The organism is Allobosea lupini (assembly GCF_900109525.1).
GTDB lineage: Bacteria > Pseudomonadota > Alphaproteobacteria > Rhizobiales > Beijerinckiaceae > Allobosea > Allobosea lupini.
Window position 1 is genome coordinate 141,023 of the sequence record NZ_FOAN01000006.1, and the last position, 21,216, is coordinate 162,238.

A 21,216-nucleotide genomic window follows, 5' to 3' on the forward strand; every position below is an offset into this window, starting at 1 on the left:
CGGGCAGCGTCTTGAACCAGATTGACCGATGAACGAGCCGCAGCAGGAGAGTCAGGCGTTCTGGCGCCACGCCGCCTTCCGCGAGCTCGGGCTGCTCGCGGCGCGCTTCCGCGAGCATCGCTATGACCGCCACACCCATGACGGCTACGTCATCGCATTGATCACCGAAGGCTGCGAGCGCGTGCGCGTCGGCAGGCAGGAGGTGCTGGCGCCCGCCGGCTCGGTGCTCGTCGTCAATCCCGAGGAATGGCATGATGGCGAAGCCGGCGCCGAGCAGGGCTGGGCCTACCGCACCTTCTATCCCTCGGTATCGCTGCTTTCGGAGGTTGCGACCGAACTCGGGCAGGCGCAGGCGCCGCTCTTCCCGGGGGCCCTGCTCGACGATCCCGAGCTCTCCCGGCTGCTCGCCGCGGCCCATGCGGAATCGACCTCTTCGGATGCGACCCGCGCCGAAGCCTCGCTGCTGACCGCGCTGCGCCGCCTGGTCCTGCAGCATGGCGATGCCGACCGGCCGGCCGAGCCGCTCGATCGCTCAGGCGCGCAGCGCCGCTTCTCGCGCTATGAGAAGGTGATCGAGGACAACCTCGCCGAGGATCTCGACCTGCAGGCCCTCGCCGCAGCGGCCGGCGTCACCCGCTTCCAGGTCATCCGCGACTTCAAGAAGCTCACCGGCTCGACGCCGGCCACCTTCATCCGCGACCGCCGCCTGCGCCGTGCAAACCGCCTGATCCAGGAGGGCACCAGCCTGGCCGACGCCGCCTTCGCCGCCGGCTTTGCCGACCAGAGCCATCTCTCGCGCAGCTTTCGCGCCGTCCACGGCATCACACCTGGCATGTTCCGCCGGGCGGGCTAAGGCGTCTGATCTCTCAGAACTTGTAGGCGAGGCTGGCGCGCACCGCATGGGCCGAGGGTTCGTGCTCGACGGTCCGGCCGAGATAGGCGCTCCCCCCGACATGGTCGAAGCGGCCATAATCGGTATAGCGATAGTCGAGACCGAGGATGAGATTGTCGGTCAGGGCGTAATCGACGCCGCCGCCGACCGTCCAGCCGGTCCTGGAGGAATTGATCGTCTCGGTCAGGCCTGCCAGCGGGCTGACATAGGCGTATTCGAGCTTGGTGAAGGCGACGCCGCCGGTGGCGTAGACTAGGATGCGGTCGAGGCTGTAGCCGAGGCGGGCGCGCACCGAGCCCTGCCAGTCCTGCCGGACCCGGACTGTGCCGCCGAGATCGCCCCTCCCTTCGGCGGCGTTCATGCCTTCGATGTCGCCCTCGACACCGACGACGACCGCGCCGAACTGATAGTTGAAGCCGAGGCGGGCGCCGCCGATGAAGGAGGACGGGCTGTAGTCGAAGGAGCGGCCGAGCGGCACGCGGCCGGCAGTCGCGAATTCGCTGGCCCGGTCGGAGCCCCAGGAGTAGCCGACCTGTCCGCCGACATAGACGCCGCTCCAGTTGTAGAAGGTCGGCAGTTCCGGCGCCGGCGGCAGGACGCCCCTGCCGCGCAGATCGGCTGCCAGCGAGGCTCCGGCACTCAGCAGGCCGATGGCGGCGACGGCGGCTTTCAGCAGGGTCTTCATCAAGATCTCGGCTCGAACGACGGCTGCGGCCAGCGAGAATCCGGCCGGCGCCGCGGTGGCGACGGGAGCCCGATTATGAAATCGTTAAGGTTAACGAACCTCTAAGCCGCTTTTCGCCCGCGCCGGCCCGGAACGAAAACCTTTGCCGCGGCGTTGGCAGCGCGGCGGATCGGTTTAACATCGGCCGCCTTCGGACCGGAGCGCCCATGGCCTATTTCAAGCGACTGACAGGCGCAGCCGGGCTGGCAGCCATGGCCGCAGGTTATGTCCACGGGCTGGTTTCGCGGCGGGTCGGCGAACCCTTGCGCCAGGCAAGGCAGGGACGCGGTGCCAGGAGCCCAATTACCCTGCCCTGGCGCGGCTGGAAGGATGTGCTGTTGCGCTTCGGCGCCCGCGTTCAGGAGGCGCGGGTGCTCTCGCTCGCCGGCGCCGTCGCCTTCTTCACCCTGCTCTCGCTGGTCCCGGCACTGTCGCTGCTGGTGACGCTCTACGGCATGCTGACCGACCCGGCGACGATCGTCGGCCAGCTCGACGACGTCACCATCGTCTTCCCGCTGGCGGCGCGCGAACTGATCCGCGAGCAGGCGATCCGGCTCTCGAGCCAGGACACCGCCAATCTCTCCGTGACCTTCCTGATCAGCTTCCTCGTCGCGGTCTGGAGCGCCAATGCCGCGATGAAGGCCATCTTCGATGCCCTCAACATCATCTACGGCGTGCGCGAGCGCCGCGGCTTCATCCGCCTGAATCTTGTCTCGCTCGGCACGACGCTGAGCGCCCTCTTCGTGCTCATCCTGGCGCTCGCCCTGATCGCGAGTCTGCCCGTGGTCACTGCGCTCTTCCCCTTCGGCCACGAGCTGGAGGTGCTGATCCGCTGGCTGCGCTGGCCGGCCTTCTTCCTCGTCGGCATCACCGCGATCGGCTGCCTCTATTGGATCGGCCCAAGCCGCAAGCCGCCGCGATTCGCCTGGGTGCTGCCCGGCGCCATCGCCGCGGCGCTGCTCTGGGTCGCGACCTCCATCGGCTTCTCCTTCTATGTCAGCACGCTCGGCCGCTACACCGCGACCTATGGCTCGCTCGCTACCATCGTCGTGTTCATGACCTGGCTCTGGCTCTCGGCGACGATCGTGCTCTCGGGCGCCGAGCTCAATGCCGAACTGGAGCACCAGGCCCGCTATGGCTCCGCCCCGGCCCCGGTGACGCCGCTCAGCCGCAGCGCGCCCGGGGGACGCTGAAGCTCCGCTGGAGCATGATGCCACAGCCGCACCCGCTTGACCTTCACCTCAGCCGCGGCATCTCCTCCTCGGCACGCCAGGGCCCCTGCCCGGCCAGCCGCACGGATAGGCCCATGATCACCGCGACCCGCATCCACCTTACCATCGCCATGCTGATGGGGCTGTCCGGCGTGACCCTGCTTGCCGCCGGCACGCATTCCGGCGCGTCCGACAACGTCCAGATCGCCGGGCAGATGCTGCTCTTTCACGCGCCCGCGGTGATCGCAGCCTGCGCCGCGCGTCGCGCCGAATTGCTCGCCGATTGGCCGGCACGGCTCGCGATCTCGCTGCTGATCCTCGGCGTCGCGCTGTTTTCGGCCGACCTCGCGATGCGCGGCTTCCATGGTGAGCGGCTCTTCCTCGGCGCTGCACCGGCCGGCGGCTTCATGATGCTCGGCGGCTGGCTCGGGCTCGTCATCGCGGCGGTGTTCGCCAAACGAGCCTGACCGGCATCGCCGCGCTTTCGCAGCCTTTCGTCTTCCGCTAGAACGCGGCGCGGCGCGGCTGCCTCCCTGCGCCTTCGCGGAGCCTGCCGATGAACGCCCCTCACAATCTCACGCCCTCGCAAGCCGCCGAACTGCTCGTCCAGGCGCTGCCGCACATGCAGCGCTACGACCAGGAGGTGATCGTCATCAAGTATGGCGGCAACGCCATGGGCGACGCCGCCACCGCCGAGGATTTCGCCGAGGACGTGGTGCTGCTCGAGCAATCCGGCCTGAAGCCGGTGGTCTGTCATGGCGGCGGCCCGCAGATCGCCCGCATGCTGGAGAAGCTCGGCATCAAGTCCGAGTTCAAGCAGGGTCTGCGCGTCACCGACGCCGCCACCGTCGACGTGGTCGAGATGGTCCTGGCCGGCTCGGTCAACAAGGAGATCGTCGGCTACATCTCACGCGAGGGCGGCAAGGCGATCGGCCTCTGCGGCAAGGACGGCAACATGGTGACCGCCCGGAAGGCGACGCGCACCATCGTCGATCCCGATTCTAAGATCGAGCAGGTGCTCGACCTCGGCTTCGTCGGCGAGCCCGAGACGGTCGACACCACCGTGCTCAAGGCGATCCTCAAGGAAGAGCTGATCCCGGTGCTGGCGCCGGTCTGCGCCGCGGCCGACGGCCAGACCTACAATGTCAACGCCGACACCTTCGCCGGCGCGATCGCCGGAGCCCTCAACGCCAAGCGCCTGCTGCTGCTCACCGATGTGCCGGGCGTCCTCGACAAGGACAAGAAGCTGATCCCCGAGCTCACCATCGAGCAGTGCCGGCGCCTGATCGCCGACGGCACCATCTCCGGCGGCATGATCCCGAAGATCGAGACCTGCATCTACGCGCTGGAAAAGGGCGTCGAAGCCGTCGTCATCCTCGACGGCAAGGTCCCGCATGCGGCGCTGATCGAGCTCTTCACCGATACAGGTTCCGGCACGATCATCCGGAAGTGAGAAGTCGCGGCCGTCATTCCCGGGCGGAGCGAAGCGCAGACCCGGGAATCTTATGACGAGAAGGCGCTGATCGGCGCTTCCTCCGGCATGAGATGCTCGGGTCGAGCCCGAGCATGACGGCGTACTTCGCTATCGCAAGGACTTTGCAAGCATCTTGCATGTCATGATGGCGCGTCCCACATGACATGGCCCAATGAACCAGAATGCATCAATCACCGCCGCCGTCCCGCTCCTGCCGGAGCAGGCAGCGTTCGGCCATGTCGACCACTGGATCTTCGACCTCGACAACACGCTCTATTCGCACGAGGCGCAGGTCTGGCCGCAGGTCAATGAGCGGATCAGCCTGTATCTGCTCCAGCTCTTCGGGCTCGACGGCCTCTCCTCGTACGAGCTGCGCCGCTATTACTACGAGCGCTACGGCACGACCCTGAACGGGCTGATGTCGGAGCATGGCGTCGACCCCGACGACTTCCTCGCCTTCGCCCACGACATCGACCTGACGATGCTCGATCCCAATCCCGATCTCGGCGCGGCGATCGCCGCCCTGCCCGGCCGCAAGCTGATCCTGACCAATGGCTCGCGTGGCCATGCTGAGAACGTCGCCGGCAAGCTTGGGATCCTCCATCACTTCGAGGACATCTTCGACATCGTCGAGGCCGGCTTCCTGCCCAAGCCCGAGCGCGCGACCTACGAGAATTTCCTTGCCAAGCATGCGATCGATCCGGCGCGCGCGGCAATGTTCGAGGACATCGACAAGAACCTGATCGTGCCGAACGATCTCGGCATGAAGACGGTCCTGATCGTACCGCGCACGCCCGATCCCTTCCGCGATGCCGCGGAGCAGGCGGTGGTCGAGGCCGCCCACGTCCATTTCGTCACGAATGACCTGACCGGCTTCCTGAAGCCGCTGATGCGGGCGAGCGAGACCATCCCGCTCGCAACGCCTCAGGCGTAACGCTCCGCCGCGAGCCCATGCGCCCGGCGCAGACTCGTGAGATCGAGCCCCGGGATCGCGCCGTCGATCACCCGCCAGCGCCCACCGATCATGACGCGGTCCGCCCGGTTCGCCCCGCAAAGCACCAGCGCCGCGATCGGGTCATGCGCGCCCGAGAAGCGCAGTTCGTCGAGGCGATAGAAGGCAAGATCGGCCTGCAGGCCGACGGCGATCCGGCCGATATCGGAACGCCCCAGGCAGCGGGCCGAGCCCTGCGTCGCCCAGCGGATCGTGTCGCGCGCCGTCACCGCGCTGGCGCTCTTGTAGTGCAGCCGGTTGACCAGCAGGGCGTGGCGCAATTCCTCCATCAGGTTCGAGCCGTCATTGCTGGCCGAGCCGTCGACGCCGAGGCCGAGCGGCGCACCGGCCGCCTCCAGCTCGCGCGTCTTGCAGAAGCCCGAGGCGAGAACGCCGTTCGAGGTCGGGCAATGGCAGACGCCGACGCCGGCCTTGCCGAGCCGCTCGCATTCCTCGCAGGAGAAATGGATGCCGTGCGCCAGCCAGGTCTTCGGCCGCAGCCAGCCGGCCTCCTCCAGCAGGTCGAGCGGGCGCTTGCCGTAGACTTCCCGGCAGTAGGCGTCCTCGTCCTCTGTTTCGGCCAGATGGGTATGCAGCGGCGCATCGAAGCGCGTTGCCAGCTCGGCCGAAGCCGCCATCAGCGAGGTCGTCACCGAGAAGGGCGAGCAGGGCGCGAGCGCGATCTGCACCATGCTGCCGGGCGTGGGATCATGGAACAGGCCGAGCACCCGCTCGCAATCGGCGAGAATGGTGTCCTCGTCCTGCACGACCTCGTCGGGCGGCAGGCCGCCATCCTTCTGCGACAGGTTCATCGAGCCGCGCGAGATGGTGACGCGGATGCCGAGAGCCCGCGCCTCCTCGAAGGCGATGTCGACCGCGTTCTCCAGCCCGGCCGGATAGAGATAATGGTGGTCGGCGGCAGTGGTGCAGCCCGACAGCATGAGCTCGACCAGCGCGGCGCGCACCGCCAGCCGCAGATCCTCCGGCCGCAAACGCGCCCAGAGCGGGTAGAGCGCCTTCAGCCAGGGGAAGAGCTCGCGGTCGATCGCCGCGGGATGGGCGCGGGTCAGCGTCTGGTAGAAATGGTGGTGGGTGTTGATCAGCCCGGGCAGCACGACATGGCCGGAGGCATCGAAGGTCTCGGTCACCGGCAGCGCCGGATAGCCCCCGCTCGCGACGAGCGCGACGATCACCCCGTCCTCCACCACGATCCCGCCTCCCGCATTCTCGGCGAGGATGGCGAGCGGGTTCCTGATCCAGGTGCGCATGACGGGTCCGGCGCTCGGTGATTCTCCAGCAATGGCATAGGCTTGGACGGTCATGAAGGCCAGCCCCCGGTCCTGGGTCTTCCGGATGAGGTTGGCGTGCTCCGGCGCAAAAACACACGCCCAGGGTGAACCCGGACGGCTGTTCGCGCCCACCATCTTTCAATAAGCTGTTGGCAAGGCGGCCGGCGGAATTTTCACCGCGAGGCTTCCGGTCCAACAGGGGAAAACGTTCGCCTCGCGAGGCGAAGCGTGGCTCAAGGAGAGATCCCATGAAGAAATTGTTGCTGGCGACGCTGTCGGCCTCGGCGCTGATGGCGGCGCAGCCGCTGGCCGCCAAGACGCTCGTCTATTGCTCGGAAGGCAGCCCGGAGAATTTCGCGCCGAGCGTCAACACCACCGGCACCTCGTTCGACGCCAACACCCAGATCTACGACACCATCGTCCAGTTCGAGCGCGGCGGGGTCAAGGTCCAGCCGGCCCTCGCGGAGAAGTGGGACGTCTCGCCGGATGGCCTGACCTACACCCTCCACCTGCGCAAGAACGTGAAGTGGCATTCGAACAAGAACTTCAAGCCGACGCGCGACTTCAACGCCGACGACGTGATGTTCATGTTTGAGCGGCAGTGGAAGGAGGCGCACCCCTATTACAAGGTGACCAGCTCGAACCACTCCTACTTCAACGACATGGGCATGCCCAAGCTCCTGAAGTCGGTCGAGAAGGTCGATGACTACACCGTCAAGATCACGCTGAATCAGCCTGAGGCGCCGTTCCTCGCCGACCTCGCCATGCAATATGCCGGCGTGCAGTCGAAGGAATACGCCGACGCCATGCTCAAGGCCGGCACGCCCGAGAAGCTCGACCAGGAGCCGGTCGGCACCGGCGCGTTCTATCTGGTGCAGTACCAGAAGGACGCGATCATCCGCTACAAGGCCTTCCCCGAGTACTGGGCCGGCAAGGCCAAGATCGACGACCTGATCTTCGCGATCACGCCTGACGCCTCGGTGCGCTGGGCCAAGCTGCAGAAGGGCGAATGCCATGTCATGCCCTATCCGAACCCGGCCGATCTCGACGCCATCAAGAAGGACGCCAACGTCCAGATCCTCGAGCAACCGGGCCTGAACATCGGCTATCTCGCCTACAACACCGCCAAGAAGCCCTTCGACGACGTCAAAGTCCGCCGCGCCGTCAACAAGGCGATCAACAAGAAGGCGATCATCGACGCGGTCTATCTCACCAGCGGCGTCGCGGCGACCAACCCGATCCCGCCGACCATGTGGTCCTATAACGAGACGATCAAGGACGATCCCTTCGATCCGGAAGCCGCCAAGAAGGAGCTGGCCGATGCCGGCTATCCGAACGGCCTGGAGATCGACCTCTGGGCTATGCCGGTGCAGCGTCCCTACAACCCCAACGCCAAGCGCATCGCCGAGCTGATGCAGGCCGACCTCGCCAAGGTCGGCATCAAGGCCGAGATCAAGACCTTCGAATGGGGCGAGTACCGCAAGCGCCTGCAGGCGGGCGAGCACCAGACCGGCATGTTCGGCTGGACCGGCGACAATGGCGATCCGGACAACTTCCTGCACACCCTGCTCGGCTGCGACGCCTCCAAGAACAATGGCGGCAACGTCGCCAAGTTCTGCTACCAGCCCTTCGACGAGCTGGTGACGAAGGCCAAGACGATCACCGACCAGGCCGAGCGCGAGAAGCTCTATCGGCAGGCGCAGGTGATCTTCAAGGAGCAGGCGCCTTGGTTCACCATCGCCCATGCGGTGCAGCTCAAGCCGGTCCGCAAGGAAGTGATCGACTTCAAGCTCTCGCCGTTCAGCCGCCACGTCTTCTACGGCGTCGACATCGGCAAGTGACGGTCTGCGTCAGATAACCCCGGCGCCGGCGGAGCATTCATTGCTTCGCCGGTGCGTTCATCGTTTCTATTGTTGCGATTTCGATCGCTGAATTTTGTCGAGTGTTTCGCACGAGATAGTTCCCGCGCTACGCGTGATCATGTTGATCCACCGATTTTGTGGCCGCGTTCTTGATCTTTGCAGCGTTCTGGTGTTTGCGCTGCGCCGGAATTCGAACTTGAATAAGATCACAAGACAGGCCGCCGCGCGACGAGACGCCCGGCCAATAAGACTGGCGCAACCATGCTTCGCTTCATCCTGACCAGGGTCAGCCTCGTCATCCCGACCTTCATCGGCATCACGCTGCTGGCCTTCTTCCTGGTCCGACTCGTTCCCGGCGATCCGATCGAGACCATGGCCGGCGAGCGCGGCATCGACCCCGCCCGCCATGCGCAATTGCTGAAGGAATACGGGCTCGACCAGCCGCTCTTCGTCCAGTACGGCCGCTATATCGAGCGTGTCGTGCAGGGCGATCTCGGCAAGTCGATCGTGACGCGCGACAGCGTCCTCTCCGAGTTCGGCCAGCTCTTCCCTGCCACCATCGAGCTTGCGCTCTGCGCCATCCTGCTCGCGCTGCTCGTCGGCTTGCCGGCCGGCATCATCGCCGCGGTGAAACGCAATTCGATCTTCGACCATGGCGTGATGGGCATCTCGCTCACCGGCTATTCGATGCCGATCTTCTGGTGGGGCCTGCTGCTGATCCTGCTGTTCTCGGTCCAGCTCGGCATCACCCCGGTCTCCGGCCGCATCGCGGTGCAGTACTTCATCGAGCCGGTCACCGGCTTCCTCACCATCGACAGCCTCCTCGCCGGCGACACCGATGCCTTCTGGTCGGCGCTGTCGCATCTGGTGCTGCCCGCGATCGTGCTCGGCACCGTACCGCTCGCGGTCATCGCCCGCATGACCCGCTCGGCCATGCTGGAGGTGCTCGGCGAGGATTATATCCGCACCGCCCGGGCCAAGGGCATGGCCCCCCTTCGGGTCGTCGCCCTGCATGCGCTACGCAATGCGCTGATTCCTGTCGTCACCGTCATCGGCCTGCAGGTCGGCACGCTCTTCACCGGCGCGATCCTGACCGAGACGATCTTCTCCTGGCCGGGCGTCGGCAAATGGCTGATCGAGGCGATCAGCCGGCGCGACTATCCGGTCCTGCAAGGCGGAACCCTGCTCCTTGGAATGGTGGTGATGAGCGTCAACCTCCTGGTCGACCTGCTCTACGGCGTGATCAACCCGCGCATCAGGCACGCACGATGATGCGGCTCCAGTCCCTCAGCTCCCATCGGAGCCTTCGCCCATGAGCACCGAGACCTTGCAAGCTACCGCCGCACCCGCCGGTGCGCCGCCGCATCCCGCCCGCGAGTTCTGGACCTATTTCAGCGCCAATCGCGGCGCCGTCGCCGGGCTCGTCGTCATTGGCCTCGTGCTGTTCTGCGCGCTGTTCGCACCGCTGATCGCCCCGCACGATCCGAACCTGACCAACAACACGGTCTTCCTGAAGCCGCCATTCTGGCAGGAGGGCGGCTCGCTCTCCTATCCGCTCGGCACCGACGCGATCGGCCGCGACATCCTCTCGCGGCTGCTCTATGGCGCGCGGCTCTCGCTGGTGATCGGTATCGCCGTCGTTGCGCTGGCTATCGTCGTCGGCATCGTGCTCGGCCTCGTCGCCGGCTTTTTCAAGGGCATCGCCGACATCGCGATCATGCGGCTGATGGACATCCTGATGACGATGCCGAGCCTGCTGCTCGCCATCGTCATCGTCGCCATCCTTGGGCCGGGTTTGATGAACGCGATGCTCGCCGTCGCCATCGTCGTGCTGCCGCATTATGTCCGCATCACCCGCGCCGCCGTCATCGCCGAGTCCTCGAAGGACTATGTCGTCGCCGCCCAGGTCAGCGGCGCGCGGACGGGAAGGCTGATGTTCTCGGAGATCCTGCCGAACTGCGCCGCGCCGCTGATCGTGCAGGCGACGCTCGGCGTCTCCACCGCGATCCTCGACGCCGCCGCACTCGGCTTCCTCGGGTTGGGCGCCCAGCCGCCGACACCGGAATGGGGCACCATGCTCGCTGACGCCCGCGAGTTCGTACTGCGTGCCTGGTGGGTCGTCACCTTCCCGGGCCTTGCCATCCTGATCACCGTGCTCGCCTTCAACCTGCTCGGCGACGGGCTGCGCGACGCTCTCGATCCCAAATTGAAGCGCTGATCCCATGCCCCTGCTCGAGATCGAAAACCTCAGCGTCGAGTTCCCGACCTCCCAGGGAACCCTGCGCGCGGTCGACCGCATCGACTTGACCCTCGACGAGGGCGAGGTGCTCGGCGTCGTCGGCGAATCCGGCTCCGGCAAGTCGGTCACCATGCTCGCGCTGATGGGCCTCGTCGGCTATCCCGGCCGCGTCCGCGCCGACAAGCTGCGCTTCGACGGCCGCGACCTTCTGACCATGTCCGCCCGCGAGCGCCGCCAGCTCACCGGCAAGGACGTGGCGATGATCTTCCAGGAGCCGAGCACCAGCCTGAACCCCTGCTTCACCATCGGCTTCCAGCTCGCCGAGACGCTGCGCAAGCATGAGGGCATGGACCGCAAGGCAGCCAGGCATCGGGCGATCGAATTGCTCGAGCAGGTCGGCATTCCCGCCCCGGAAAGCCGCCTCAAAGCTTATCCGCATCAGCTCTCCGGCGGCATGAACCAGCGCGTGATGATCGCCATGGCGATCGCCTGCAATCCGCGCCTGCTGATCGCCGACGAGCCGACCACGGCGCTCGACGTCACCATCCAGGCGCAGATCCTCGACCTGCTGATGACGCTGCAGCGCGAGCGCAACATGGCGCTGGTGCTGATCACCCACAATATGGGCGTCGTCGCCGAGACCGCGCAGCGCATCATGGTGATGTATGCCGGGCAGATCATGGAAGAGCGCAAGGTCGATGCGCTGTTCTCTGCCCCGCAGCACCCCTATTCCGCCGCGCTGCTCGCCGCTTTGCCCGAGCGCAGCGAAGGGGCGAACCGCCTTGCAACCATTCCCGGCATGGTACCCGGCCTCAACGACCGGCCGAAGGGCTGCCTGTTCAGCCCGCGCTGCGCCTATGCCACCGAGCATTCGCGCACGGTCCAGCCCGAGCTCAGGTCCTGGCAGGACGGGCATGTGCGCTGCCATTACCCCCTCGGCGATCTCCAGCGCGAGGCGGAGCGCGCCCGCGACGAAGCCGGCGCGACGACGGAGGCGGCACGATGAGCAATCCCGTCATTGAAGCCCGCGACCTCGTCCAGACCTATCAGGTCAGGCAGGGGCTGTTCCGCCCGACGGCGCAATTGCAGGCGGTGAACAAGGTCTCCTTCGCGGTCGAGGCCGGGCGCACTCTGGCCGTGGTCGGCGAATCCGGCTGCGGAAAGTCGACGCTGGCGCGCATGGCGACCCTGATCGAGAAGCCGACCTCCGGGTCGCTGACGCTCGACGGGGTCGACGCCGTCTCGCCGCCGGCGAGCGAGCAGCGCCGTCTGCGCCGCACCGTCCAGTTCGTCTTCCAGAACCCCTATGGCTCGCTCAACCCGCGCAAGAAGATCGGCACGATCCTGGAGGAGCCGCTGCTGATCAACACCGACCTCTCCAAGGCCGAGCGCACGGAAAAGGCCCGCGCCATGATGGCCAAGGTCGGTCTGCGGCCGGAGCACTATGCCCGCTACCCGCACATGTTCTCAGGGGGGCAGCGCCAGCGCATCGCGATCGCCCGTGCGCTGATCCTCTCGCCGAAGGTGGTGGTCGCGGACGAGCCGGTCTCGGCGCTCGACATCTCGATCCAGGCGCAGGTCCTCAACCTGCTGGCCGACCTGCAGGACGAGCTCAAGCTCGCCTATCTCTTCATCTCGCATGATCTCAGCGTTGTCCGGCACATCGCCCACGACGTGATGGTGATGTATCTCGGCAATGCCATCGAGCACGGGCCGAAGGAGCGCATTTACGCCCGCCCCTTGCATCCCTATACGCAGGCGCTGCTCGCTTCGACCCCGCGCGTCGGCGGCGACAAGCGCGAGAAGATCGTGCTGCGCGGCGAACTGCCCTCGCCGCTCAACCCGCCGGCGGGCTGCGTCTTCTCGACCCGCTGCCCCTTCGTCGCCGATCGCTGCCGGACCGAGCGCCCGCAGAAGCGCGAGATCGACGGACGGCAGGTCGCCTGCCACTACGCCGAGACGTTCTTGGCCAAGGCGGCGGCTTGAGGGTCGGACCAAGCTCAGGCTTCGACACCAGCCATCACGCCGTCATCCCGGACAAGCCGTGTCAGCGGCGCCGATCCGGGATCCATGCCTGAGCCTATCCGAAAGAGGTTCCGGAATGGGTCCCGGGTCTTCGCCCGGGACGACTCGCGCTTTTCTCAGCAGGTAGTGCCCAACCCTTTGGCGCTGCATCGCGTCCTGTCGTGTACACGGGTTCCGGGCTCAGGCTTTCAGCCCGCCCCGGAAAGACCGTGCGGCTCAGCCGAATCGCGCGGAAATCCCGCTCACGCCGCGACGGCTGCGGGCTCCTTCTTTTCCCATTCCTCGCCCCAGATCATCACGGCATGGCCGGGCGAGACCTCGCGGAACTGGCGCACCGGCGGAACGTAGTCGGCCGGGCGAATCGGGCTCTTGATCTCGTCGTTCGAGACCGGGCGCTTCTGGAGGCGCCGGGCCGGATCGGCGATCGGCACCGCCGCCAGCAGGCGCTTGGTGTAGGGATGCTGCGGATTGCCGAAGATCGCCTCGCGCGGGCCGATCTCGACGATCTCGCCGAGATACATCACCGCGACGCGATGGCTGACGCGCTCGACCACCGCCATGTCGTGCGAGATGAAGAGATAGCCCAGCCCCATCCTCGCCTGCAGGTCGAGCATCAGGTTGACCACCTGCGCCTTGACGGAGACGTCGAGCGCGGAGACCGCCTCGTCCGCCACGATCAGGCGCGGCTCGACCGCGAGCGCGCGGGCGATGCAGATGCGCTGGCGCTGGCCGCCCGAGAATTCGTGCGGGAAGCGGCTTGCCATGTCGGGCAGCAGGCCGACCCGCTTCAGCAGGTCGGCGACCTTGTCGCGTGCCTCCGAGCGGCTGGCGAGGTTGTTGATCAGCAAGGGCTCGGCGATCGCGGCGCCGACATTCATGCGCGGGTTGAGCGAGGCGAACGGATCCTGGAAGATCATCTGCATGCGCTTGCGCTGCTCGCGCAGCTCGGTCTGGCCGAGCTTGAGCACGTCGACGCCGTCGAGCAGCACCGAGCCCGAGAGCGGCTCGACCAGGCGCAGCACCGAGCGGCCCGTCGTCGACTTGCCGCAGCCGGATTCGCCGACGAGCGCCAGCGTCTCGCCCGCTTTCAGGCTGAAGGAGACGTTCTCGACCGCATGCACCCGGCCCTTGACCGAGGAGAGCAGGCCGGAGCGGATCTCGAAGCGTGTCGTCAGCCCCGAGACTTCCAGCACCGGGCGCTCGGCTGCCTGGACCGTATCGGGAGTTTCGGTCGGGACATCGGATTCGCCGGTCGCGCGGTCGACGACCGGGAAGCGCATCGGACGCCCGCGGCCGATCATCGAGCCCAGCCGCGGCACGGCCGAGAGCAGCGACTTGGTGTAGGGCTTCTGCGGATTGGCGAAGATGTCCTCGGTCGCGCCGGTCTCGATCTCGTCGCCATTGTACATGACGACGGTGCGGTCGGCGATCTCGGCGACGACGCCCATGTCGTGCGTGATGAAGAGGACCGACATGCCCTCCTCCTCCTGCAGCGTCTTGATCAGCTCGAGGATCTGCGCCTGGATGGTCACGTCGAGCGCGGTGGTCGGCTCGTCGGCGATCAGGAGCTTGGGCTTGCAGGCCAGCGCCATCGCGATCATCACGCGCTGGCGCATGCCGCCGGAGAAGCGGTGCGGATATTCGTGGAAGCGCGACTTCGCCGAGGGGATCTTCACCTTCTCCAAGAGGCGGATGGTCTCGGCCTCGGCCTCGGAGCGCGACATGTTGCGATGCAGGATCAGCGCCTCGGCGATCTGGAAGCCGATGGTCAGCACCGGGTTCAGCGAAGTCATCGGCTCCTGGAAGATCATCGCGATGTCGTTGCCGCGGATCTGACGCATCTGCGCATCCGGCAGGGTCAGCAGCTCCTTGCCGTTGAGCTTGATCGAGCCCTCGATCTTGCTGGAGCTCGGCGGCGTCAGCCGCATGATCGACAGCGCCGTGACGCTCTTGCCCGAGCCGGATTCGCCGACGACCGCCAGCGTTTCCTGCGGCTTGATGTCGAAGGAGATGTTGCGCACGACCGGCTTCCAGAGTCCTTCGACCCGGAACGAGGTCGTCAGATTCGAGACCGAGAGGATCGGAGAGGTCATGCCTGGTCCTTCTTAGCGATCTGATTGGGCTGCGTAGCGGGCGTGAACACCCAGCCCGCGGCCGGTGGCCGGGTTGAAAGTCGTGTCAGAATACCCAGAGCGCGGCGGATGTCAGCAGCCGGCGTCACAAAAGATTCAGCACCCTGCCTGCTTTTTGCGCTGGCGCCAGACCGGACTGCACGGATTGCGCGCTGATTTAAGTACGGCTCGCGCCTGCATTGCATGACCAAACCGGGCGGCGCCGTCATGGCCCCAGCCGAGATGGAGCGCCACAAGCTGCTCGGCCGGCCGATCGCGATCAGGCTGAGCTCGCCCGGCGCGGCTTTCGCGGTCTCGATAGCGTGCCGACGGGCGCGATCTCAGTCGCGCGCCTGCGCCTTCTCGTCGGCGACGATGTGATCGGCGAGATGGAGGGCTTGCTTCGCCCCGCGGGCGAGCCGCCGCATGATGCCGCTCAGCATCTCGAAATCCGCGCGATCGAGCGAGGCGAACAGCGCGTCGTTCACCGGCCGCTGCAGCGCCGCCAGACGCTCCAGCATCGTTGACCCGAGCGGCGTTACCGAGAGATTGACCCGGCGCTTGTCGCTGGCATGCGGCTGCTTGGCGACGAGCCCACTCTTCACCAGCTTGTTCACCTCGATGGTGACGAAGGCGCCGCTGAGATGCAGCCGCTCGGCGACCTGCGCCACGCCGACCTCGCCGGCGGCCGCGGCGCGGCTGATCGCGATCATGATCAGGTATTGCGGCGGGGTCAGCCCGATATAGGCGGCGAAACGCGCCCTCGCCTCCTCCAGCCGGCCGCCGAAGGCGAAGAAATCGTAGAGCAGGTCGCGGAAGCGCGTATCGCTGCCGTCATCCAGCAAATCCGGCTTTGCCACGGTCATGCGCCGGTTCTCGCTCGACATGGTTTGCTCGTCCTCAAGGGCCGTTGACTGCCTTAGATAGCTTTGTTACAAAGCTATCTAGCAAAGAGACATCGGAAGAGCAACCGGAGAGGAGGCGGCGATGGATGCCAAGGCCTTCAGGCAATCCCTGGGCGAGTTCGCCACCGGCGTCGCGGTGATCACCGCGCAGGGCAGCGGCGAGGAGCTCATCGGCATGACCATGAGTTCGTTCAACTCCGTTTCGATCGATCCGCCGCTCGTCCTGTTCAGCGTCGACAGGCGGGCGAACAGCCTGCCGGCCATGCTTGAGGCCAAGGGCTTCGCGGTCAACGTGCTGGCGCGCGAACAGGAGCACATATCCAACCGTTTCGCCCGCGCGCTAGGCGATAAATGGTCGGAGACCAGGCGCAGCGTCGGCCATGCCCAGGCGCCGCTGATCACCGGATCGCTCGCCCATTTCGAATGCGAGCCCTACGCCAATCACGACGGCGGCGACCACGTCATCTTCCTGGTGCGGGTGCTGCGCCACACCGTGCGCCCCGGCACTCCGGCGCCCCTGATCTTCTTCCGCGGCCGCTATCGCGACCTCGTCGACGAGACCCAGCGCGAGCCGTCCTGGCCGCTGCCCATCCACTACTGACAGCCGAAACAGCGAGGACAGACCCATGACCAAGACCGGACAGCAGCATCTGGCCAGCCTGCGCGACGACCGCTCGATCTATATCGACGGTGCCAAGGTCGAAGACGTCACCAGCCACCGCGCCTTCCGCAACGTGGCGCAGTCGGTCGCCGGCCTGTTCGACTTCGCCGGCGATGCCTCGCGCCGCGATCTCATGACCTTCGAGACCGAGACCGGGGGCCGCGCCAACCGGATCTGGCAATTGCCGACCTCCTATGCCGACTTGGTCGAGCGCCGCCGGGCGCTGGAAGCCTGGACCGCGATCCATGGCGGCTTCCTCGGCCGTGCCCCCGACCATGTCGCCTCCTGCATCTCCGGCATGCGCATGGGCCTGCCGGTATTCGAAGGCTACGATCCCGCCCGCGCCGCGGCGCTCGAAGCCTATTACCGCTACGCCCGCGACAACGACCTCTACCTCACCTACGTCATCATCAACCCGCAGGCCGACCGCTCCAAGAACGCGGCCGAGCAGGCCGACCCGTTCCTGACCGCCGGCGTGGTCGATCGCGATGCGCAGGGCATCACCATCCGCGGCGCCAAGATGCTGGCGACCGGCGGCGTCGTCGCCAACGAGGTCTTCGTGACCACGATCCAGCCGATGCAGCCGGGCGAGGAGCGCTATGCCGTCTCCTTCGCCATCCCGATGAACAGCAAGGGCCTGAAGATGCTCTCGCGCAAATCCTACGAGGCGCAGGCGGACTCGATCTTCGACAACCCGCTGGCCAGCCGCTACGACGAGAACGACGCGGTGCTGTTCTTCGACGACGTCAAGGTTCCGTGGGACCGCGTCTTCATCGATGGCAGCGTCGAGATGTGCCAGAAGCAGTTCCACGCGACACCGGCGCATGTCTACCAGAACTACCAGGCGATGATCCGCCTCAAGGTGAAGCTGCAGTTCCTGATGGGCATCGCCCATCGCACCACCCAGACCAACGGCATCACGCAGTTCCCGCAGGTGCGCGAGACCCTCGGCCAGCTCGCGGCGGAAGCGGCGATGGTCGACGCCTTCGTCAACGCCATGGAAGCCAAGGGCACGCGGGCCGGCCCCTACTTCGTGCCCGACCGGCACATGCTCTATTCGGCGCAGGTGCTGACCCAGCAGATGTATCCGAAGATCCTGAACTCGCTGCGCGAGCTCGCCGGCGGCGGCATGATCATGCTGCCCTCCTCGATCGCCGACTTCGCCAATCCCGAGATCGCGGCGATGATCGAGAAGACCCAGCAGTCGCCGGCCGCGAACTCGCATGACCGGGTCAAGTTCTACAAGCTCGCCTGGGACGCCGTCGGCTCCGAGTTCGGTTCGCGCCATCACCAGTACGAGATGTTCTATGCCGGGGCGACCTTCGTGACGAAGGGCCACTCCTTCCGCACCTACGACTGGGGCAAGGCCGGCGGCATCGTCCAGTCGATGCTCGACTCCTACGACCTCAATACGAAATCAGCCGCCTGAGCCGGCGAAAGGATCGCATCATGCCCGTCAACAAGAGCCATGACGAATTCTACACCCTCGACATGTCCAAGGGCTGGGAAGTGCCGGCCGGCTATCCCGCCGGCATCCAGCAGAAGATCCTGTCGGGCGCCCTCGACGAGGTGAACAATCGCGGCACCCGCACCCGTCTGCTGCGCTTCCAGCCGGGCGTCTACACCACCGCGCCGTTTTCCCATGACTATTGGGAGGAGGTCTATCTGATGGAGGGCGACCTGACCGTCGGCAATGATGCCAATGGCGAGGGCGGCGAGCGTTTTCCGCCGCACACCTATGCGGTGCGCCCGCCGCACGCTCCGCACGGGCCGTTCAAGTCCGAGAAGGGCTGCATCCTGCTCGAAATCCATTATTTCGACCCGGTCTGACCCCGTCATGATGCCGACCCTTGCCAGCCTCGCCGACGATCTCGCCTCGGGACGGACGCGCTCGCTCACCCTCGTCAGCGAAGCGCTCGACCGGATCGAGGCGCCGGACGGCGAGGGCCGGCTCGCCTTCATCAAGGTCCATCGCGAGGCTGCGCTCGCCGCCGCCGAAGCGATGGACCGCCTGCGGGCTGCCGGGCTCGCGCCCTCGCCCTTCGCCGGCATTCCGATCTCGGTGAAGGACCTGTTCGACCTCGCCGGCGAACCGACGCCGGCAGGCTCGGTCGTGCTCGCCGATACAGCGCCGGCCGAGCGCGATGCCCCCGCGATCGCGCGCCTGCGCCGTGCCGGGCTCATTGTCGTGGGCCGCACCAATATGAGCGAGTTCGCCTTTTCCGGGCTCGGCCTCAATCCACATCACGGCACGCCGGCCTCGCCCTATGACCGTGCGAGCCGCCGCATCCCCGGCGGCTCGTCTTCGGGCGCAGCGGTATCGGTCGCGGACGGGATGGCGGCGGCCGGCATCGGCTCCGACACCGGCGGCTCCTGTCGCATCCCCGCCGCGCTCTGCGGCATCACCGGCTACAAGCCGACTGCGGCGAGCGTACCGCTGGACGGCGCCTTCCCGCTCTCCCAGAGCCTCGATTCGATCGGCCCTCTCGCCCGCAGCGTCGCCTGCTGCCGCGCCTTGCATGAGATCATGAGCGGAACCGAGCTGCCCAGGCACGCGATCGGCCTTGCCGGCCTGCGCATCGCCGTGCCGCAGACGGTCGCGCTCGACGGCCTCGATGCGACCGTCGCGGCCGACTTCGCCCGGGCGCTCACCACCCTGTCCAAGGCCGGCGCGCAGATCGTCGAGCAGCCTTTCGCGCGCTTCGCCGAGGTCGCCCGCATCAACGCCAAGGGCGGCTTTGCGGCGGCCGAGTCCTACGCGCATCACCGCGCTCTGATCGCTGCGAAGGGCGAGGGCTACGATCCGCGCGTGCGCCTGCGCATCCTGCGCGGCGCCAACCAGGACTGCGCCGACGATATCGAGCTGCTGCGCGCCCGCGCCGCCTTCGTCGCCGCACTGCGCGAGGAGACCGGCGCTTTCGACGTGCTGGCGCTGCCGACCGTGCCGACGATGGCGCCGACCATCGCCGAATGCGATGCCGACGACGAGGCCTTCACCCGCCTCAACCTCTTGATGCTGCGCAATCCGACCCTGATCAACATGATGGACGGCTGCGCCATCTCGCTGCCGATGCATCGGGCGGGCGAGGCGCCTACCGGACTGATGCTGGCGCGGGCCGGCGGCGAGGATTCGGCATTGTTCGGGATCGCAGCGGCAGCCGAAGCGGCGCTGGCGGGCGACCGCTGACCGCACAGCTTTTCACAAGTTTGGGCTTCCACATCCACCCTGCTGTCATCCCGGACAAGCCGCGCAGCGGCGCCGATCCGGGATCCATTCCGGCGCCTTTCCGAGAGAGGTTCAGGAATGGGTCCCGGGTCCACGCTGCGCTCCGCCCGGGACGACCCGCGCATGTTCTGGATGACGACGCGCAGCGTCTAATGCCCCCTCAGCCCTGGCGGGTGATGTTGGCGCGGAAGGATTCGATATGGGCTCGCATCGCCCGCTCGGCCGCGTCCGGATCCTGCCGGGCGATGCCTTCGACGATGGCGGCATGCTCGTCGCAGATGCGCGAATGCTGCTCGTTGGTGCTGAGCGAGATGAACCACATCCGCGCCGAGCGCTCGTGCAGGTTCCGCAGCAGGTCGCTCATCACCGGGTTGCGGGCCGAGCCGGCGATGATCGCGTGAAACGCCTGGTCGAGATCGGCGATCGTCTCGATGTCGCGCGCCTGCGCCGCCTCGCGCATCGCCTCGAGATTGCGCCGGAGCTGGGCCGGCACCTCGGTACTGGCCCGCTCGGCGGCGACGCGCACGCAGAAGGTCTCGTTGACGATGCGCGCATCGATGATGTTGAGGATCTCGTCCAGGCTGACCGGCTTCACGATCGTGCCCTTGCGCGGCATCACCTCGACCAGCCCGTCATTGAGCAGCCGGTCGATCGCCTGGCGGATCGGCGTGCGGCCGATATCGAGCTGCGTGCTCAGCGCCGGCTCGCTCAGGATCTCGCCCGGACGCAGGCCGGTGGTGATGATCAGGCGCTTGATCGCATGATAGGCTTGGTCGCGCAGCGAGACATGCCGCTGCGCGTCCTTGGGCGTTTCCAGAAGCGTCACGTTACGTCGCACCGCGCGGTTTGAGGTTGCCGCCATCGTCCTTCCGGAGACAGCGGCGTCAACCCCGGATCGGCAGAATCTTGAGGTCGTAGCCGAAGCGGATGCTGCGGCGCAGGACCGGGTCCTCCAGTTCGCCCTCAAAACGGCTGGCCATCTGGATGCCGCCGATCGCTGGCATGGTGCCGCCGAAGATCGCCGTGCCGTCAGGCAGCGCGCCCGTGCCGTTGAAGCCGCGGATCAGGTCCTCCGGAGCGAGCAGGCCCGAGATCGGCCCCTCCTGGTAGAGCCGGCGCTCGCCGTCGATCACCGCGAAGCTGCGCAGGATCAGCTCGTCCCAATGGCCGGCGACCTCCTGATAGGGCCAGACGGTCGCAGCGACCGGCTTGTCGCAGACCTGCTTGGAGACGCTGATGCCATAGGTCTCGACCTGGCGGTCGGTATGGTCGGAGCCGACGCCGACATAAGTCTGGCCGCCGCAGGAGAGCAGCACGGCCTCGACCTCGCCGCTGCTGTTGGCGCCGACATCCTCGATGACCGGGTCGGTGGTCAGCCTGGCGGCGGCGACGCGATAGTAGACCGGCGTCGAGGTCGGCCGCTTCACGCCAAGCGCTTCCAGCTCGACCATGTGGTGCTCCATCGCCGCCTTGTCGCGCCCGGCCCAGCCGCCGATCACCAGTTCGTCGATCGCCGCGGTCAGCGGGCTGGAGCCGGTCCGGCTCTCCACCGTCAGTGCCAGGGTCTTCATCGCCTCTCGCCTTCCCGAAATCGCGCTGCCCCTTC

Annotated in this window: 20 protein-coding genes; 14 read left to right on the forward strand and 6 right to left on the reverse strand. The window is 66.8% G+C overall.

The genetic code is table 11. The features are described 5' to 3' along the window. Positions 1 to 28 precede the first annotated feature (28 nt). Positions 29 to 853 carry an AraC family ligand binding domain-containing protein gene (locus tag BMZ21_RS18505; protein ID WP_091837467.1) on the forward strand — a complete coding sequence of 275 codons (825 nt, stop codon included), beginning with the start codon at positions 29 to 31 and terminating at the stop codon, positions 851 to 853. A 13-nt stretch (positions 854 to 866) separates the two neighbouring features. Here the strand turns inward: BMZ21_RS18505 and BMZ21_RS18510 are convergent, their stop codons facing one another. Beyond that, positions 867 to 1,577: an outer membrane protein gene (locus tag BMZ21_RS18510; protein WP_091837469.1), complete on the reverse strand. Its 711-nt coding sequence runs from the start codon at positions 1,575 to 1,577 to the stop codon at positions 867 to 869. Between the two features lie 206 nt (positions 1,578 to 1,783). On the opposite strand from BMZ21_RS18510, the gene BMZ21_RS18515 reads away from it, so the two are divergent. From BMZ21_RS18515 to BMZ21_RS18530, 4 genes are all read left to right on the forward strand, one after another. Continuing rightward, positions 1,784 to 2,809, forward strand: coding sequence for a YihY/virulence factor BrkB family protein (locus tag BMZ21_RS18515; protein ID WP_091837471.1), 1,026 nt, complete (start codon positions 1,784 to 1,786; stop codon positions 2,807 to 2,809). A gap of 113 nt (positions 2,810 to 2,922) precedes the next feature. Further along, positions 2,923 to 3,294 (forward strand): DUF423 domain-containing protein, encoded by a 372-nt coding sequence (locus tag BMZ21_RS18520; protein WP_091837474.1) that lies wholly within the window; start codon positions 2,923 to 2,925, stop codon positions 3,292 to 3,294. 89 nt (positions 3,295 to 3,383) lie between these two features. Beyond that, positions 3,384 to 4,280: an acetylglutamate kinase gene (argB, locus tag BMZ21_RS18525; RefSeq protein WP_091837476.1), complete on the forward strand. Its 897-nt coding sequence runs from the start codon at positions 3,384 to 3,386 to the stop codon at positions 4,278 to 4,280. 193 nt (positions 4,281 to 4,473) lie between these two features. Further along, the gene (locus BMZ21_RS18530; RefSeq protein WP_091837478.1) at positions 4,474 to 5,235 is read left to right on the forward strand and encodes a pyrimidine 5'-nucleotidase; all 762 of its coding nucleotides are present in this window, start codon (positions 4,474 to 4,476) and stop codon (positions 5,233 to 5,235) included. Here the strand turns inward: BMZ21_RS18530 and BMZ21_RS18535 are convergent. Continuing rightward, entirely contained in the window at positions 5,226 to 6,560 is a 1,335-nt protein-coding gene (locus tag BMZ21_RS18535) for an 8-oxoguanine deaminase (RefSeq protein ID WP_091837480.1), read from the reverse strand. The genes BMZ21_RS18530 and BMZ21_RS18535 overlap by 10 nt on opposite strands. 269 nt (positions 6,561 to 6,829) lie before the next feature. Here BMZ21_RS18535 and BMZ21_RS18540 point away from each other — a divergent pair, with 269 nt between their 5' ends. The 5 genes from BMZ21_RS18540 to BMZ21_RS18560 all read left to right on the forward strand — a co-directional run bounded on the left by BMZ21_RS18540 (position 6,830) and on the right by BMZ21_RS18560 (position 12,668). Then, entirely contained in the window at positions 6,830 to 8,422 is a 1,593-nt protein-coding gene (locus BMZ21_RS18540; RefSeq protein ID WP_091837482.1) for an ABC transporter substrate-binding protein, read from the forward strand. A gap of 282 nt (positions 8,423 to 8,704) precedes the next feature. Continuing rightward, positions 8,705 to 9,715 (forward strand): ABC transporter permease subunit, encoded by a 1,011-nt coding sequence (locus BMZ21_RS18545; protein WP_091837484.1) that lies wholly within the window; start codon positions 8,705 to 8,707, stop codon positions 9,713 to 9,715. Between the two features lie 40 nt (positions 9,716 to 9,755). After that, complete coding sequence (locus BMZ21_RS18550; protein WP_091837486.1) at positions 9,756 to 10,661, forward strand: ABC transporter permease subunit; 906 nt, start codon at positions 9,756 to 9,758, stop codon at positions 10,659 to 10,661. A gap of 4 nt (positions 10,662 to 10,665) precedes the next feature. Next, positions 10,666 to 11,688 carry an ABC transporter ATP-binding protein gene (locus BMZ21_RS18555; RefSeq protein WP_091837488.1) on the forward strand — a complete coding sequence of 341 codons (1,023 nt, stop codon included), beginning with the start codon at positions 10,666 to 10,668 and terminating at the stop codon, positions 11,686 to 11,688. Continuing rightward, the gene (locus BMZ21_RS18560) at positions 11,685 to 12,668 is read left to right on the forward strand and encodes a peptide ABC transporter ATP-binding protein (RefSeq protein WP_091837491.1); all 984 of its coding nucleotides are present in this window, start codon (positions 11,685 to 11,687) and stop codon (positions 12,666 to 12,668) included. The genes BMZ21_RS18555 and BMZ21_RS18560 overlap by 4 nt, the downstream gene beginning before the upstream one ends. A 281-nt stretch (positions 12,669 to 12,949) precedes the next feature. Here BMZ21_RS18560 and BMZ21_RS18565 read toward each other — a convergent pair whose 3' ends face one another. Continuing rightward, positions 12,950 to 14,800, reverse strand: coding sequence for an ABC transporter ATP-binding protein (locus BMZ21_RS18565; protein ID WP_091837494.1), 1,851 nt, complete (start codon positions 14,798 to 14,800; stop codon positions 12,950 to 12,952). Between the two features lie 359 nt (positions 14,801 to 15,159). After that, a complete protein-coding gene (locus tag BMZ21_RS18570) occupies positions 15,160 to 15,705 on the reverse strand; it encodes a MarR family winged helix-turn-helix transcriptional regulator (protein WP_091837497.1) in 546 nt (181 codons plus the stop codon). A 100-nt stretch (positions 15,706 to 15,805) separates the two neighbouring features. Between BMZ21_RS18570 and BMZ21_RS18575 the strand changes: the two genes are divergently transcribed. Genes BMZ21_RS18575 through BMZ21_RS18590 form a run of 4 tightly spaced genes read left to right on the forward strand, consistent with a single transcriptional unit; the run spans position 15,806 to position 19,571 of the window. Continuing rightward, complete coding sequence (locus BMZ21_RS18575; RefSeq protein WP_091837499.1) at positions 15,806 to 16,324, forward strand: flavin reductase family protein; 519 nt, start codon at positions 15,806 to 15,808, stop codon at positions 16,322 to 16,324. 25 nt (positions 16,325 to 16,349) lie between these two features. Further along, positions 16,350 to 17,813: a 4-hydroxyphenylacetate 3-hydroxylase family protein gene (locus BMZ21_RS18580; protein WP_091837501.1), complete on the forward strand. Its 1,464-nt coding sequence runs from the start codon at positions 16,350 to 16,352 to the stop codon at positions 17,811 to 17,813. 20 nt (positions 17,814 to 17,833) lie between these two features. Continuing rightward, entirely contained in the window at positions 17,834 to 18,214 is a 381-nt protein-coding gene (locus BMZ21_RS18585) for a cupin domain-containing protein (protein ID WP_091837504.1), read from the forward strand. A gap of 7 nt (positions 18,215 to 18,221) precedes the next feature. After that, positions 18,222 to 19,571 (forward strand): amidase, encoded by a 1,350-nt coding sequence (locus BMZ21_RS18590; RefSeq protein WP_091837506.1) that lies wholly within the window; start codon positions 18,222 to 18,224, stop codon positions 19,569 to 19,571. 199 nt (positions 19,572 to 19,770) lie between these two features. On the opposite strand, the gene BMZ21_RS18595 is transcribed toward BMZ21_RS18590, so the two are convergent. Next, positions 19,771 to 20,436: a GntR family transcriptional regulator gene (locus tag BMZ21_RS18595; RefSeq protein ID WP_167561675.1), complete on the reverse strand. Its 666-nt coding sequence runs from the start codon at positions 20,434 to 20,436 to the stop codon at positions 19,771 to 19,773. 58 nt (positions 20,437 to 20,494) lie between these two features. Continuing rightward, positions 20,495 to 21,181, reverse strand: coding sequence for a DUF2848 domain-containing protein (locus BMZ21_RS18600; RefSeq protein WP_091837511.1), 687 nt, complete (start codon positions 21,179 to 21,181; stop codon positions 20,495 to 20,497). Positions 21,182 to 21,216 lie beyond the last annotated feature (35 nt).

What these genes read in the sequence shown, in the direction of transcription:
- BMZ21_RS18590 (WP_091837506.1), top strand. Translation starts at nt 18,222, where the DNA reads ATGATGCCGACCCTTGCCAGCCTCGCCGACGATCTCGCCTCGGGACGG.
- BMZ21_RS18560 (WP_091837491.1), top strand. Translation starts at nt 11,685, where the DNA reads ATGAGCAATCCCGTCATTGAAGCCCGCGACCTCGTCCAGACCTATCAG.
- BMZ21_RS18515 (WP_091837471.1), top strand. Translation starts at nt 1,784, where the DNA reads ATGGCCTATTTCAAGCGACTGACAGGCGCAGCCGGGCTGGCAGCCATG.
- BMZ21_RS18520 (WP_091837474.1), top strand. Translation starts at nt 2,923, where the DNA reads ATGATCACCGCGACCCGCATCCACCTTACCATCGCCATGCTGATGGGG.
- BMZ21_RS18510 (WP_091837469.1), bottom strand. Translation starts at nt 1,577, where the DNA reads ATGAAGACCCTGCTGAAAGCCGCCGTCGCCGCCATCGGCCTGCTGAGT.
- argB (WP_091837476.1), top strand. Translation starts at nt 3,384, where the DNA reads ATGAACGCCCCTCACAATCTCACGCCCTCGCAAGCCGCCGAACTGCTC.
- BMZ21_RS18535 (WP_091837480.1), bottom strand. Translation starts at nt 6,560, where the DNA reads ATGCGCACCTGGATCAGGAACCCGCTCGCCATCCTCGCCGAGAATGCG.
- BMZ21_RS18555 (WP_091837488.1), top strand. Translation starts at nt 10,666, where the DNA reads ATGCCCCTGCTCGAGATCGAAAACCTCAGCGTCGAGTTCCCGACCTCC.
- BMZ21_RS18570 (WP_091837497.1), bottom strand. Translation starts at nt 15,705, where the DNA reads ATGTCGAGCGAGAACCGGCGCATGACCGTGGCAAAGCCGGATTTGCTG.
- BMZ21_RS18540 (WP_091837482.1), top strand. Translation starts at nt 6,830, where the DNA reads ATGAAGAAATTGTTGCTGGCGACGCTGTCGGCCTCGGCGCTGATGGCG.
- BMZ21_RS18600 (WP_091837511.1), bottom strand. Translation starts at nt 21,181, where the DNA reads ATGAAGACCCTGGCACTGACGGTGGAGAGCCGGACCGGCTCCAGCCCG.
- BMZ21_RS18575 (WP_091837499.1), top strand. Translation starts at nt 15,806, where the DNA reads ATGGATGCCAAGGCCTTCAGGCAATCCCTGGGCGAGTTCGCCACCGGC.
- BMZ21_RS18580 (WP_091837501.1), top strand. Translation starts at nt 16,350, where the DNA reads ATGACCAAGACCGGACAGCAGCATCTGGCCAGCCTGCGCGACGACCGC.
- BMZ21_RS18545 (WP_091837484.1), top strand. Translation starts at nt 8,705, where the DNA reads ATGCTTCGCTTCATCCTGACCAGGGTCAGCCTCGTCATCCCGACCTTC.
- BMZ21_RS18550 (WP_091837486.1), top strand. Translation starts at nt 9,756, where the DNA reads ATGAGCACCGAGACCTTGCAAGCTACCGCCGCACCCGCCGGTGCGCCG.
- BMZ21_RS18565 (WP_091837494.1), bottom strand. Translation starts at nt 14,800, where the DNA reads ATGACCTCTCCGATCCTCTCGGTCTCGAATCTGACGACCTCGTTCCGG.
- BMZ21_RS18530 (WP_091837478.1), top strand. Translation starts at nt 4,474, where the DNA reads ATGAACCAGAATGCATCAATCACCGCCGCCGTCCCGCTCCTGCCGGAG.
- BMZ21_RS18505 (WP_091837467.1), top strand. Translation starts at nt 29, where the DNA reads ATGAACGAGCCGCAGCAGGAGAGTCAGGCGTTCTGGCGCCACGCCGCC.
- BMZ21_RS18585 (WP_091837504.1), top strand. Translation starts at nt 17,834, where the DNA reads ATGCCCGTCAACAAGAGCCATGACGAATTCTACACCCTCGACATGTCC.